Annotated in this window: 13 protein-coding genes; 10 read left to right on the top strand and 3 right to left on the bottom strand. The window is 71.2% G+C overall.

Annotated features, from left to right (window positions below; genetic code table 11):
* The first annotated feature begins 66 nt into the window (after positions 1-66).
* From ASF65_RS14750 to ASF65_RS14740, 3 genes are read left to right on the top strand one after another with little or no spacing between them, the layout of a single operon-like run.
* Positions 67-1587 (top strand): pitrilysin family protein, encoded by a 1521-nt coding sequence (locus ASF65_RS14750; protein WP_055890579.1) that lies wholly within the window; start codon positions 67-69, stop codon positions 1585-1587.
* 26 nt (positions 1588-1613) lie between these two features.
* A complete protein-coding gene (locus ASF65_RS14745) occupies positions 1614-2945 on the top strand; it encodes a pitrilysin family protein (RefSeq protein ID WP_055890578.1) in 1332 nt (443 codons plus the stop codon).
* A gap of 8 nt (positions 2946-2953) precedes the next feature.
* A complete protein-coding gene (locus ASF65_RS14740) occupies positions 2954-3871 on the top strand; it encodes a patatin-like phospholipase family protein (RefSeq protein ID WP_082505632.1) in 918 nt (305 codons plus the stop codon).
* On the opposite strand, the gene ASF65_RS14735 is transcribed toward ASF65_RS14740, so the two are convergent.
* Complete coding sequence (locus ASF65_RS14735; RefSeq protein WP_055890576.1) at positions 3837-4880, bottom strand: DNA topoisomerase IB; 1044 nt, start codon at positions 4878-4880, stop codon at positions 3837-3839. The two genes, ASF65_RS14740 and ASF65_RS14735, sit on opposite strands and share 35 nt — an antisense overlap.
* A gap of 169 nt (positions 4881-5049) precedes the next feature.
* On the opposite strand from ASF65_RS14735, the gene ASF65_RS14730 reads away from it, so the two are divergent.
* Entirely contained in the window at positions 5050-5274 is a 225-nt protein-coding gene (locus ASF65_RS14730; RefSeq protein WP_055890574.1) for a DUF2945 domain-containing protein, read from the top strand.
* A 43-nt stretch (positions 5275-5317) separates the two neighbouring features.
* On the opposite strand, the gene ASF65_RS14725 is transcribed toward ASF65_RS14730, so the two are convergent.
* Positions 5318-7153: a monovalent cation:proton antiporter-2 (CPA2) family protein gene (locus ASF65_RS14725; protein WP_055890572.1), complete on the bottom strand. Its 1836-nt coding sequence runs from the start codon at positions 7151-7153 to the stop codon at positions 5318-5320.
* A 117-nt stretch (positions 7154-7270) separates the two neighbouring features.
* On the opposite strand from ASF65_RS14725, the gene ASF65_RS14720 reads away from it, so the two are divergent.
* Genes ASF65_RS14720 through lpxK form a run of 6 tightly spaced genes read left to right on the top strand, consistent with a single transcriptional unit; the run spans position 7271 to position 12874 of the window.
* Positions 7271-8608: a TldD/PmbA family protein gene (locus ASF65_RS14720; RefSeq protein ID WP_055890570.1), complete on the top strand. Its 1338-nt coding sequence runs from the start codon at positions 7271-7273 to the stop codon at positions 8606-8608.
* A gap of 2 nt (positions 8609-8610) precedes the next feature.
* Complete coding sequence (locus ASF65_RS14715; protein ID WP_156369327.1) at positions 8611-9396, top strand: 3'(2'),5'-bisphosphate nucleotidase CysQ; 786 nt, start codon at positions 8611-8613, stop codon at positions 9394-9396.
* 50 nt (positions 9397-9446) lie between these two features.
* Positions 9447-9683: a DUF4170 domain-containing protein gene (locus ASF65_RS14710; RefSeq protein WP_055890567.1), complete on the top strand. Its 237-nt coding sequence runs from the start codon at positions 9447-9449 to the stop codon at positions 9681-9683.
* Positions 9684-9702: 19 nt separating this feature from the next.
* Complete coding sequence (locus ASF65_RS14705; RefSeq protein ID WP_055890566.1) at positions 9703-10473, top strand: lysophospholipid acyltransferase family protein; 771 nt, start codon at positions 9703-9705, stop codon at positions 10471-10473.
* Positions 10470-11792 carry a 3-deoxy-D-manno-octulosonic acid transferase gene (locus ASF65_RS14700; protein WP_055890564.1) on the top strand — a complete coding sequence of 441 codons (1323 nt, stop codon included), beginning with the start codon at positions 10470-10472 and terminating at the stop codon, positions 11790-11792. Before ASF65_RS14705 ends, ASF65_RS14700 begins: the two co-directional genes overlap by 4 nt.
* A complete protein-coding gene (gene lpxK / locus ASF65_RS14695) occupies positions 11789-12874 on the top strand; it encodes a tetraacyldisaccharide 4'-kinase (protein WP_244486720.1) in 1086 nt (361 codons plus the stop codon). The genes ASF65_RS14700 and lpxK overlap by 4 nt, the downstream gene beginning before the upstream one ends.
* On the opposite strand, the gene ASF65_RS14690 is transcribed toward lpxK, so the two are convergent.
* Positions 12817-13032, bottom strand: a complete 216-nt coding sequence (locus ASF65_RS14690; protein WP_055890562.1) for a DUF2093 domain-containing protein — start codon at positions 13030-13032, stop codon at positions 12817-12819. The two genes, lpxK and ASF65_RS14690, sit on opposite strands and share 58 nt — an antisense overlap.
* Positions 13033-13086: the final 54 nt, after the last annotated feature.

Genomic DNA, 13086 nt, shown 5'->3' with positions numbered 1-13086 from the left:
CGGACTTTCCGAGCCCCCGGATTTCCAGAGCCCCCGGATTCTCTGAGCCCAAGGACACCCGCCTCGATGAGCTTCCCGATCCGACGTGCCGGCGTATCCGCGATCGCGCTGGCGATCGCGCTGGCGACCCCGGTCCTTGCGCAAGGCACGCAGCCGGCACCCGCCCCGACCACGGCTGCGAGCCCGGCGGGCGAGGCAGCCGCCGCCAAGGCCGAGGCGATGCGCCCGGCGATCGAGAGCTTCACGCTCGACAACGGGCTGCAGGTCGTGGTGCTGCCCGACCACCGCGCCCCGATCGCCACCCAGATGATCTGGTACAAGGTGGGCTCCGCCGACGAGCCGAAGGGCGTGTCGGGCATCGCCCACTTCCTCGAACACCTGATGTTCAAGGGCACGAAGACGCACAAACAGGGCGAGTTCTCGGCCGCCGTCGCCGCGATCGGCGGCGAGGAGAACGCCTTCACCTCCTACGACTACACCGCCTACTACCAGCAGGTGCCGGTCGAGTCCTTGAAGGAGATGATGAGCTTCGAGGCCGACCGGATGGAGAACCTCGTCCTCACCGACGAGGTGGTGCTGCCCGAGCGCGATGTGATCCTCGAAGAGCGCCGCATGCGCATCGACAACGAGCCGGGCGCCCAGCTCTCGGAGGCCGTCGACGCGGCGCTGTTCCAGAACCATCCCTACGGCACGCCGGTGATCGGCTGGCGCAACGAGATGGAGAAGCTGTCGAAGGACGATGCCATCGCCTTCTACGACCGCTTCTACACCCCGAACAACGCGACCCTCCTGATCGCCGGCGACGTGACGCTCGATCAGGTGAAGGCGTATGCGCAGGAGACCTTCGGCAAGGTACCGCGCCGGGCCGATCCCGGCGTGCGCCAGCGCCCGCAGGAGCCCGAGCCGCTGGCCGCGCGCAGCGTCACCTTGAGCGACGCACGCGTGACGCAGCCGAGCGTCCAGACGACCTGGCTCGTGCCCTCTGACAACAACGCCAAGCCCGGCGAGTCCGAGGCGCTCGATCTCCTCGCCGACATCCTCGGCGGCGGCACGACGAGCCGTCTCTACCGCGCCTTGGTCGTCGACCAGGGGATCGCGGCTGGCACGGGTTCCTACTACCAGGGCACCGCGCTCGACGACGGCCAGTTCATGACCTACGGCACGCCGCGAGGGGACGCCACGCTCGATCAGGTCGAGAAGGCGGTGAATGCGGAAGTCGAGAAGATCGCCCGCGACGGCGTGACCGCGGCCGAGCTCGAAGCCGCCAAGAACCGCGTGCGCAAGGCGCTGATCTACCAGCGCGACAACCAGACCTCGATGGCCCGGCGCTATGGCGCGGCGCTCTCCACCGGCGGTACGATCGAGAAGGTCGAGAGCTGGCCGGACCGGATCGAGGCGGTGACGGTCGATCAGGTGAACGCGGCCGCCAAGGCCTATCTCCAGCCGAAGCGCTCGGTCACCGGCTACCTCCTGCCGGCGGATGCCGAGACCAGCGCCGAGGCGAAGGCCCCCGCCGGATCGCCCGAGGCGGCCGGCGCGGTGGCTCCCACCGACGGCGCGCCGGTCCCCGGCGACACCCGCTCCTGACCCTTCGCGACGACGGATCCCCAGCCATGAACGCGCTTTTCAAGCCTTTCCGCCGCGCCACCGCCGTGTTCGGCCTCGTCGCCGGCCTCTCGCTCAGCCTCGTCTCGCTGGCCCACGCCGTCGAGATCAAGGAGGTGACGAGCCCCGGCGGCATCCACGCCCTTCTGGTCGAGGACTACACCAACCCTCTGATCGCCATGCGCTTCGCCTTCAAGGGCGCGGGCTCGACGCAGGATGCGCCCGGCAAGGAGGGCACGGCGAACCTCCTGTCCGGCCTTCTCGACGAAGGCGCCGGCGACATCGACAGCGCGGCCTTCCAGGGCAAGCTCGACGAGCTCGGCGTCTCCCTGTCGTTCGATTCCAGCTACGACAACTTCTCCGGCAACTTCCGCACCATCGTCGAGAACGAGGACGCGGCCTTCGACCTCCTGCGTCTTGCGGTCAACGAGCCGCGCTTCGATCAGGAGCCGGTGGAGCGCATCCGCGGCCAGCTTCTCGCCGGCATCGTGGCCAACGAGCAGGACCCCGGCACGCTGGCGGCCAAGGCCTTCCGCTCGACCGTCTTCCCCGGCCATCCCTATGCGCGCCCCTCGGAAGGCACGGTGGACACGCTGAAGACCGTGACCGCCGACGACCTCCGCGCTTTCCGCCAAAAGACGTTCGGCCGCGACAATCTCGTCGTCGGCGTCGTCGGGGCGATCGACGAGGCGACGCTGAAGACGCGGCTCGACGAGATCTTCCTGCCGCTGCGCGAGAAGGCCGACCTCGTTCCGGTGCCCGACATCCAGCCGGTGACCGGCCAGCAGGCGAACGTCGCGCTCAACCTGCCGCAGACGCAGATCCAGTTCGCGCTGCCGGGTGTGAAGCGCGACGCGCCGGAGTTCTTCGCCGCCTATCTCGCCAACCACATCCTCGGCGGCGGCACGTTCGATTCGCGCCTCTACAAGGAAATCCGCGAGAAGCGCGGCCTTGCCTACGGCGCGGGCTCGTATCTCACCAACTACGACCATGCCGCGATGCTGGCGGGCTCCACCGCCACCCGCGCCGACAAGGCGCAGGAGAGCATCGCGATCATCCGGGCCGAGCTGAAGCGCCTCGCCGACGAGGGCCCGAGCCAGGAAGAGCTCGACCGCGCCAAGGCCTTCGTGAAGGGCTCCTACGCGGTGCAGAACCTGTCGTCGTCGCTGTCGATCGCCTCGACCCTGGTCGGCATCCAGCTCGACGATCTCGGCACCGACTATATCGAGCGGCGCCAGGGCCTGATCGACGCGGTGACGCTGGACCAGGTGAAGGCCGAGGCCAGGCGGCTCCTGTCGGTCGATCCGACGATCATCACGGTCGGCCCGGCCGACGCCTGAGCGGCCGCGTGACCCCTCCCGACACCCGGCGGCCGTCCCTTGCGGGCGGCCGATCCGCGTCCGAGACCCGGATCGGGCTGGCGCTCGGCGGGGGCGGCGCACGGGGGCTCGCCCATCTCCACGTGCTCGCCGCCTTCGAGGACCTCGGGGTCCGGCCGAGCCGCATCGCCGGCGCCTCGATCGGCGCGATCGTCGGGGCGGTGGCGGCGAGCGGCCTTTCGGCCGCCGCGATCGAGGATCACGTCCTCGCGGTGCTCGCCACGCGCCGGCACGTCTTCGGTACGCTGTGGCGCACCCGGCCGCCGACGCTCGCCGAGTTCCGCGCCGAGGGCGGCCTGCGCCTCGGCCAGCTCAACGCCGAGCGGGTCGTCGCCGCCTTCCTGCCGCCCGGTCTTCCCGTTGGTTTCGACGGGCTCGCCATCCCGCTCACCGTGATGGCGACGGACTTCTACGGCGGGCTCGAATGCGCCATCGAGACGGGCGATCTCGTCAGCGCGCTCGCCGCCTCGGCGGCGCTCCCGGCGCTGTTCCGGCCGGTGCGGCGCGACGGTCTCGTGCTGGTCGACGGCGGCATCACCAATCCCCTGCCGTTCGACGTCTTCGGCGGGTCCGTGACCCATGTCGTCGCCTGCGACGTCACGGGGGGGCCGGAGCGCGGGGTGCTGCCGCTGCCGACGCCGGTCGAGGCGATGTTCGGCGCCTCGCAGCTGATGATGTCGGCGGTGATCCGGGCAAAGCTCGCCTGCGCCGCGCCCGACATCCTCGTCCAGCCGCCGGTCTCGCCATACCGCGTGCTCGATTTCCTGCGCGCGCGCACGATCCTTCTGGAGACGCGCGGCGTGCGCGAGGAGGTGAAGCGCCGGCTCGGCGACCTCCTCGACGGCCGCGGCGCTACTGCGTCGCCGTCTCTTCCAGGAAGCGCATGAGGCCGGTCTCGACCCGCGTCAGGCCCTCGCGCACCCGGCCCTTCATCAGATCCGCCGGCAGCCGCTCCTCCTCGAAGGCCGCGACGATCTCGGGGTGAACGTAGGAGGCGCGCGCCACGGTCGGCGTATTGCGCAGGAGTTCCGACACCGACTTCATGGCTTTGGCCACCGCGCGCTTGCGCTTGGGCGGCGTATCGGCCTTCTCCGGCGGCACTTCCTCCAGAAGGAAGCGTAGCGCCTCGGCCGAGCCGTGGAAGGTGCGGAAGTCCTTGGCCGACACCTTCTTGCCCGACGAGTCGCGCAGGTACTCGTTGAGGAGGGTAGCCGTCAGGTCCCGGGCCGCCGTCGCGCCCTTCTCGCGGAAACGGAACAGGCGCTTGGCGCCGCGCTCGCGGCGCATCCGGTCGAGCGAGCGCACCAGCGCCGGTTCGGCGATCTCGATGACATGCGCCTTGTTGGACTTGCCGACGAAGCGTAGCACCGCGCGCTTCTTGGCGATCTTCAGGTTCTCGCGGCGCAGCGAGGCGACGCCGCGCCCGCCGTCCTTGGCGTATTTCTCGTGGCCGGGGCGCATGGCGGCGACATCGATGAGGCGGGCGGCCACCGCCGCCGTGCCGCGCCGGTCGGTGCCCTGGCGCTTCAGGTCGCGGGCGATGCGCTTGCGCAGCTTCGGCAGCGCCCGGCCGAAGCGCAGGAGCCGCTCGGTCTTGACCGCGTTGCGCACGTTCACCCAGTCGTCGTGATAGCGGTACTGCAGGCGCCCCTTCTCGTCGCGCCCGGTCGCCTGGATGTGGCCGTTCTCCTCGACGCAGATCTTCACGTCGCGCCAGGCCGGCGGCAGCACCAGCTTCTTGATCCGCGCCTTCAGCGTCTTGTCGGTGATCGTCTCGCCGTTGGTGAAGCAGATGCGCTGCCCACGCCCGTGCGGGTGGATCTCGACGCCGAAGTCGGCCGGGTCGACGATGGTGAGGCCGAACCGTTCGGCGTGGGAGTCGAGGCGCTTGTTCATGGGGCGGGGTTCACGTGGCGGATCAGCCGTCGGGAACGCGGCGGATCAAAGCGCGGTTCCGGCCTCGGTGGGTGCGACCGAATGTCGGTGGACGAACGGCGGAGACAGGGAACGCGGCGGGCGGCTGGCGACTTGCCCACCCATCGAAACGGATCAGCGAGAGCTTGCGATGAGCACGGTTTCCAAGGGTGACACGGTCGAGTGGTCCTACGGCAAGGGCAAGGCCGAGGGAAAGGTCGAGGCGCGCTTCACCAAGAAGGTGACGAAGACGATCAAGGGCAAGGAGATCACGCGCAACGCGTCGAAGGAGGAGCCCGCCGTCCTGGTGAAGGCCAAGACCGGCTCGAAGGCACTGAAGAGCGAGAGCGAGGTCCACAAGAAGAAGGCGCACTGAGCCGCGCGCCCGACGCCGCGGCGATGACCGAACCGGCCGGCCGTCAGGTCGGCTGGTTCTCGCCCGAATTGGCGAGATGCGCGGGCACCGCGCCCCGCGGCTGGCGCACCCGCGCGCCGTCCTTCGGCTTGGTGAGCGGCTCGGGCGACACGCGGCCCCGGCCGAGTACCGTCGAGCCGGTTCCGGCCGTGCGGGCCTGCTGGAGGGCGAGACGCTCGGCGTCGCGCCGGCGCACGTCCTTGACGATACGGCCCGCCTCCTCGCGCTCCAGCCCGAGGGCTTCCAGTGTCTTGCCGCCGAAGCGCAGTGCCGATTCCAGCGTCTCGCGCAGCTCGAACGTCACCCCGCGCTCGCGCAACGAGAGCGAGTGGTTGCGGTCGTAGGAGCGCGCGAAGATCGCGACGTTCGGGAACTCCGAATGGATGAGGTCGACGATGGCGTTGGTGGTTTCCGGCTTGTTGGTGCAGACGGCGACGATCTTGACCTGCCGGATGCCGGCTGCCTCCAGCACCGAGCGCCGGAGCCCCGAGCCGAAATAGATCCGGAAGCCGAAGCGGCCGGCGGCGCGGATGCGCTCGGCCGAGGAGTCGATGATCGTCATCTCCAGCCCGCTCGACAGCATGACCTGGGCGGCCATCTGGCCGAAGCGCGAGAAGCCGATCATCAGGACGTCGGACTGCTCGGCGCCGGAGAAGTCCTCCACCATCTCGTCGGCGCGCTCCTCGTCTGGCACGAGGCGGCGCGCCAGCCGGTCGGCGAGCGGCGTAAGCGCCATGGAGAGCGTGACGATGGAGACGAGGATCGATCCGGTCGCCCCGTCGAGGATCGCCGAGGCGGTCGCGGCCGAGAACAGGACGAAGGCGAACTCGCCGCCCTGCGGCAGCACCAGCGACGTGCGCAGCGCCACGGCATGGCTTTCGCCGAACAGGCGGCAGAGCGGGTAGAGGATCGCCGCCTTCGCTGCCATCAGCGCAGGCGCGCCCAGAAGCACGATCCAGGCGTAGTCGGCGATCACGGTGAGATCGAGCGTCAGGCCGACGGCGATGAAGAACAGGCCGAGCAGCAGGCCGCGGAACGGGTCGATATTGGCCTCGAGTTCGTGGCGATAGGAGGACTCGGCCAGGAGCACGCCCGCGATGAAGGCGCCCATCGCCATCGAGAAGCCGGCAAGGCCCATCAGGAGCGCCGAGGCGAGCACCACGAAGAGCGCCGCCGCGATCATCACCTCGCGCGCGCCGGAGTTCGCCAGCACCCGGAACAGCGGGTTGATCAGGTAGCGGCCGACCACGACGAGCGCCACCAGCGCGCCCACCGAGCGCGCCATCGCCCACGGGTCGAAGGCGGCGGTGCTGTCGGTGCCGGGCGCCAGCACCGGCAGGATGGCGAGGAGCGGCACGATCGCCAGATCCTGGAACAGGAGGATCGAGAACGAGGTCTGGCCGAAGCGCAGGTTGATCTCGCCGGACTCTTCCAGAAGCTGCAGCGCGAAGGCGGTCGACGACAGCGCGAGGCCGAAGCCGATCACGACCGCCGCGTTCCAGCCGGGCAGGATGAACGACAGGCCCGCCGTCAGGATGCCGCCCGTCACCACGACCTGCGCGAGGCCGAGCCCGAAGATCTGCCGCCGCAGCGCCCAGAGGCGCGAGAGCTTCAGCTCCAGCCCGATGATGAACAGCAGGAACACGACGCCGAGTTCGCCGATATGCAGGATCTCGTCCTGCCCGTGCTGCACGAGGCGCAGGATCGGCCCCATGACGATGCCCGCGAAAAGATAGCCGAGGATGGTGCCGAGCCCGATCCGCTTGAACAGCGTGCCGGCCACGATCCCGCCGCCGAGGATCAGGAGGATCTCGAGAAACAGCGGTGCGGTCTCTGCCATGGCCGGCTCCGGGGGATGACCGGCGCGGGCGCGCCGGGCGCGGCGGCTTGACGACGGCTTGAAGGCAGCCAATGGCATAATAGATGGTGCGGATGCAAAAGGTTCGGCGGTTTCCCCATGAATGACGACATCGGACGGCTCGAAGACCTCGGGGCGCGCCTGATCGGGGCCGCCAAACGGGCCGGCGCGGACGCGGCGGATGCCGCCGTGGTGCGCTCGCGCTCGCAGGGCGCGCAGGTGCGCATGGGCAAGCTGGAGGAACTGGAATCCTCGGAAAGCGACGACCTGTCGCTGCGCGTCTTCGTCGGCGGGCGGGTCGCGACCGTCTCGGCCGACCTTCGCGCCGACATGGACCGGCTGGCCGAGCGCGCCGTCGCCATGGCGCGCGTCTCGCCGGAAGATCCCTATGCGGGTCTGGCCGACCCGGCGCTGCTCGCCCCCGACCGGCCCGACCTCGACCTCTTCGACCCGACCGAGATCTCGAGCGAGGCGCTGATCGAGACGGCGCGCGAGATGGAGGCGGCCGCGCTCGGCGTGGCGGGCGTGACGAAATCCGGCAGCGCCTCGGCGAGCTACGGCGTCACCGGCCTCGTCCTCGTCACCTCGACCGGCTTTTCCGGCTCGCGCCAGCGCTCGGGCTTCTCGCGCTCGGTCAGCGCGGTGGCGGGCGAGGGCACCGGCATGGAGCGGGACTACGACTTCGATTCGCGCATCCACGCCGCCGATCTCGAGGATGCCGCCGCCATCGGCCGGCGCGCCGGCGAGCGCGCGGTGCGCCGGGTGAACCCGCAGAAGGTCGCGACGGGCCGCTACCCGATCGTGCTCGATCCGCGCGTCTCGCGCGGGCTGATCGGAAGCCTTCTCGGCGCGATCAACGGCGCGGCGATCGCGCGCGGCACGAGCTTCCTGAAGAACCGCATGGGCGAGCGCGTGCTGCCCGCCGGCCTCGACCTCGTGGACGAGCCGCGCCTTCAGCGCCGCGCCGGCTCGCGTCCGTTCGACGGCGAGGGCGTTGCGGGTGAGCGTCTCGCCCTCGTCGAGGACGGCATGCTGCGCCACTGGATCCTCGACAGCGCCACGGCGCGCGAGCTGAAGCTCCAGACCAACGGCCGCGCCTCGCGCTCGTCGTCGGGCGTCTCGCCCTCCTCGACCAACGTGACGCTGACGCCGGGCGCCCGGTCCCCGGAGGCCCTCGTCGCCGACACGCATTCGGGCATCTACGTGACCGAGATGATCGGCTCCGGCGCCAATCTCGTGACCGGCGACTATTCGCGGGGCGCCTCGGGCTTCCTGATCGAGAACGGCCGTCTGGCCGGTCCCGTGTCGGAGTTCACGGTCGCCGGCAACCTCCTCGACATGCTCGCCGCCGTCGAGCCGGCGGACGATCGCGACGAGCGCTTCTCGGTTGTCGTGCCGACGCTGCGCATCGGCGAGATGACGGTGGCGGGACGCTGAGCGTGGCGGACGCCCTCGCCGATCTCGACCTCCTGCGCGAGGTCGCGGCGGAAGCCGGGCGGATCGCCGCGCGCTTCTGGCGTCGCGACCCGCGCGTCTGGTGGAAGGGGCAGTCCCCGGTCTCGGAGGCCGATCTGGCGGTCGACGACTACCTGAGTTCGGCGCTTCTCTCCGCACGGCCGGGCTACGGCTGGATCTCGGAAGAAACCGCCTCGCGGCCCTCGGATGGCGGCGAGGAGCGCTTCTTCGTGGTGGACCCGATCGACGGCACGCGCGCGTTCCTGCGCGGGGAGCCGACCTGGTGCGTCTCGATCGCGGTGGTGTCCGCCGGCCGGCCGGTGGCGGGCGTCCTCGACGCACCCTCGCTCGGCGAGGTCTTTTCGGCCTCGGCGAACGGCGCGGCCGAGTTGAACGGCGCGGCGATCGCAGTGCAGTCGCCTGGCGGGCTAGGTGAGACGCTGCGCCTTTCGATGCCCGAGCCGATGCGCCGGCAGATCGCGGGGCGCACGCAGGCGCCGGTCTACTACGCGCCCAACATCCCCTCGCTGGCGCTTCGCCTCGCCATGGTCGCCTGCGGCCGGCTCGACGGAACGCTGGTCGGCGCACGCGCCAACGACTGGGACATCGCCGCCGCCGACCTGATCCTGGAGCGGGCCGGCGGCGTCCTGGCGGGGCTGGACACCGGCCCCCACCTTTACAATCCCGTCCCCAGAAGGCATGGCGTTCTGGTCGCCGGCGCGCCGGACATCGTGGAGCGCCTGCGCGCCTACGCCGCTCTCGCGGCCTGACGAAACTCCCGGCGGCGCACCGGCCCGCCCGCAACATCGGATCCCGTTTCATGGTCAGCGAAGCCGAACCCCGCCAGCGCCTTCACCTCGTGTTCGGCGGCGAGCTTTCCTCCCTCCAGGGCGTCGATTTCCGCGACCTGTCGGCGCTCGACGTCGTCGGCATCTTCCCCGACTACGCCTCGGCGCTCGCCGCCTGGCGCGGCAAGGCGCAGGCCACCGTCGACAACGCCTCGATGCGCTATTTCATCGTCCATCTCCACCGCCTCCTCGACCCCGAGACGGTCTGACGAGCGGGCGCCGGCGCGCGTGGACGAGATCGCGGGTTCGGGCGGGGGCAAGGCGCCGCGCAAGCGTTGGCGCGTGCGCCTGCAGCGCCGCTCGAAGTCCTGGCTGCGCTCGCGCGCGGCGGTCGGCCTCGGCGCCGGGGTCATCCATGGCGCGCTGCGCTTCATCCGCCTCGCCCAGCGCACCGCGCCCGGCTCGAGTGATTTCCGCGCGATCCTCACCCGCCATCATCCCGCCATCGTCGGCCTGTGGCATGGGCAGCATCTCCTGGCTCCCTTCTTCCGGCCGATCGAGCTTCCCTATGTCGCCCTCCTGTCGCGCAGCGCCGACGCCGAGATGAACGCCGCCGTGGTGGAGCGTTTCGGAATCCGCACGGTGCGCGGGTCCGGCGGGCGCGTGCGCGAGGCGGTGCGCGAGAAGGGCGGGGCGCGCGCGCTGATCCAGCTGCGTCGCAGCCTCGGCGAGGGTTTCGGCGTCTGCATGATCGCCGACGTGCCGAAGGGCACCCCGCGCGAGGCGGGCCTTGGCATCGTCACGCTCGCCAAGCTGTCGGGACGCCCGATCATCCCGAGCGCGGCGGTCACCAGCCGGCGCCATGTCGTCCGGCGCAGCTGGGACAGGACGACGCTGCCCTTGCCGTTCGGGCGCATCGCCGTCGTGATGGGCGATCCGATCACCGTGCCGCCCGATGCGGGGCCGGAGGAGATGGAGCGCCTGCGCGCCGTCATCACGCGCGCCATCGAGGCCGCCAACGAGAAGGCCCTCGCCCTGGCCGACGGAGACCGGCCATGAGCGACTTCTGGGCCCGACGGGCGCTCGGCGCCTACCGCGTCGCCGGCTCGCTCGCCTATCCGGTGATCGGCCCCTACGTCGCCTGGCGGGCGTCGAAGGGCAAGGAGGAGCGCCCGCGCCGCCGCGAGCGCTACGGCTTCCCGTCCGAAATCCGCCCGCACGACCGGCCGCTGGTCTGGGTGCACGCCGCGAGCGTCGGCGAGAGCCTGGCCATCATGCCGCTCGCCCAGACGCTGGCCGGCGAGGGCATCGGCGTCCTCGTCACCACCGGCACCGTGACCTCGGCCAACATGATCGCCGAGCGGCTGGTGCCCGGCATGATCCATCAATACGTGCCGCTCGACCTTCGCCCCTGCGTGGCGCGCTTCCTCGACCACTGGCAGCCCGATCTCGCGCTGGTCGCCGAAAGCGAGATCTGGCCGGTGACGCTCGGCGAGCTCGCGCGTCGCCGCGTGCCGCAGGTGCTGGTCAACGCTCGCCTGTCGGACCGCTCGTTCCAGCGCTGGCGCGCCGCGCCGCGGCTGGCCGAATCCATCATGGAAAGCTTCGCCCTGGTGGCCGCGCAGTCCGAGGTCGATGCCGAGCGCTATCATCTTCTCGGCGCGCGCGCGGTGACGACGGTCGGCAATCTCAAGGCCGACATCGCCGCCCCGCCGGTGAACCGCGAGGACCTCGACGAGGCGCGCCGGATGATCGGCCTGCGCCCGGTCTGGGCCGCCGTCTCGACCCACGAGGGCGAGGAGGCGATGGCCGCCGACATTCATCTGGCGCTGCGCGAGGAGCGGCCGCGCCTTCTGACCGTGATCGTGCCGCGCCATGTCGAGCGCGCCGAGGCGGTGTTCCGGATGCTGACGGGGCGCGGCCTCAGCGTCGCGCGCTGGAGCCGGGGCGAGTTGCCAGACCCGACCGCCGACGTGCTGCTCGGCGATACGATCGGCGACATGGGCTTCTATCTCCGTCTCACCGACATTGCCTTCATCGGCAAGTCGATCCATTCCGAGGGCGGCCAGAACCCGCTCGAGGCCGCCCGCCTGAACACCGCGATCCTGTCGGGGCGGCTGGTGCAGAACTTCCGCGACATCTACGGCCGGCTAATCGAGCGCGGCGGCGCGCGGATCGTGCCGGACGCGCCCGCCCTGCAGGCGGCGGTGGCCGAGCTTTTCGCCCATCCCGAGACGCGGCGCGCGATGGCGAGCGCCGCTGGTGACAGCGTCGAGGAAATGGGCGGGGCGCTGCGCCGGACGCTCTCGGCCCTCGACCCCTATCTCCTGCCGCTGCGCCTCGCCGTCTCGATGGATCGCGGGGGAGACCGGCGTTGATCCCTTGGCGCGCGCCCCGCTTCTGGTTCGAGCCGTTCGGCTGGCAGGCGGCGCTCCTCGAGCCCGCCGCCTTCGTCTACGGGCGCGTGGCCGGGCGTCGCATGGCGGAGGCCCCGCGCCGCCCGGCCGCGGCTCCCGTGATCTGCATCGGCAACTTCACGCTGGGGGGCGGCGGCAAGACGCCGACGGCGATGGCGCTCGCGGAGGCCGCGCGAGCGCTCGGGCGAACGCCCGGCTTCCTGACGCGCGGCCATGGCGGCGCGTCGCGCCTGCCGCTTCTGGTCGAGCCCGACCGCCACGGCGCGGCGCTCGTCGGCGACGAGGCGCTGCTTCTGGCGGCGCGCGCGCCGACCGCCGCCTCGCCCGACCGCGCGGCCGGGGCGCTTCTCCTTCGTCATGCCGGCTGCGACTTCTTCCTGATGGACGACGGGTTCCAGAGCGCGCAGCTCCGGCCGGACCTGGCGCTTCTCGTGGTCGACGGGGCCACGGGCCTTGGCAACGGGCGCACCTTTCCCGCCGGCCCCTTGCGCGCGCCGCTAGGCGCTCAATGGCCGCATGTCGACGCTGTTCTCGTGGTCGGCGCGGGCGAGTCGGGCGATGCCGTGGCGCGCCGTGCGGCCGCCGACGGCAAGCCGGTCCATCGCGCGCGCCTTGCGGCGGTCGACGCGGCAGGGCTCCGCGGCGCACGCTGCCTCGCCTTTGCCGGCATCGCGAACCCCGGAAAGTTCCAGGCCTCGCTGGAGGAGGTGGGTGCCGAGGTCGAGATGCGGCGCGATTTTCCCGACCACCACCCCTTCACGGAAGGCGAGGCGCACGCGCTTCTGTCGGACGCCGAGGCCAGGGGACTGGTGCCGGTGACGACGGCCAAGGACCATGTCCGGCTCTTGGCCGGCGGGCCGCAGGCGCGCTTGCTCGGCGAGGCCTCGCGGGTCTTGCGCGTCGCACTGCGGTTCGAGGAGCCGGCCGCGCCCGAGGCGATCCTTCTGGCGGCCGAGGCGGCGTTTCGCGCGCGGCCGCCCGCGGTTCAGCCGCCGGTCGCCGTGCCCGTCTCGGCTTTGAGCGAGGCCGCGGCGTCGGCATAGGGCTCCTGGCGCTCGACGCTCCAGTATTTCAAAAGGTCCAGCGCGATCGCCTCGCCGGTCACCGCGCAGCGCACGAAGGCGCCGGGGCGGATCACCTCGAAGTCGCCGTCTCCGTAGCGCAGCTTGGCTTCGCCGCCGCCGTCCATTCGGTTCATCATCGGGTAGGTCTTCTTCCGGAAAGCTGTTGTGGCGTTGTTCGGGCCAAACGGGCG

The sequence above is a fragment of the Aureimonas sp. Leaf324 genome (genome assembly GCF_001423245.1).
Classification (GTDB): domain Bacteria; phylum Pseudomonadota; class Alphaproteobacteria; order Rhizobiales; family Rhizobiaceae; genus Aureimonas.
Note: the sequence above shows the minus strand (reverse complement) of the source record. Positions and strands in the feature narration are given on the sequence as shown.

What these genes read in the sequence shown, in the direction of transcription:
- ASF65_RS14690 (WP_055890562.1), bottom strand. Translation starts at nt 13,032, where the DNA reads ATGATGAACCGAATGGACGGCGGCGGCGAAGCCAAGCTGCGCTACGGA.
- ASF65_RS14700 (WP_055890564.1), top strand. Translation starts at nt 10,470, where the DNA reads ATGAGCGACTTCTGGGCCCGACGGGCGCTCGGCGCCTACCGCGTCGCC.
- ASF65_RS14745 (WP_055890578.1), top strand. Translation starts at nt 1,614, where the DNA reads ATGAACGCGCTTTTCAAGCCTTTCCGCCGCGCCACCGCCGTGTTCGGC.
- ASF65_RS14750 (WP_055890579.1), top strand. Translation starts at nt 67, where the DNA reads ATGAGCTTCCCGATCCGACGTGCCGGCGTATCCGCGATCGCGCTGGCG.
- ASF65_RS14725 (WP_055890572.1), bottom strand. Translation starts at nt 7,153, where the DNA reads ATGGCAGAGACCGCACCGCTGTTTCTCGAGATCCTCCTGATCCTCGGC.
- ASF65_RS14735 (WP_055890576.1), bottom strand. Translation starts at nt 4,880, where the DNA reads ATGAACAAGCGCCTCGACTCCCACGCCGAACGGTTCGGCCTCACCATC.
- ASF65_RS14730 (WP_055890574.1), top strand. Translation starts at nt 5,050, where the DNA reads ATGAGCACGGTTTCCAAGGGTGACACGGTCGAGTGGTCCTACGGCAAG.
- ASF65_RS14710 (WP_055890567.1), top strand. Translation starts at nt 9,447, where the DNA reads ATGGTCAGCGAAGCCGAACCCCGCCAGCGCCTTCACCTCGTGTTCGGC.
- ASF65_RS14720 (WP_055890570.1), top strand. Translation starts at nt 7,271, where the DNA reads ATGAATGACGACATCGGACGGCTCGAAGACCTCGGGGCGCGCCTGATC.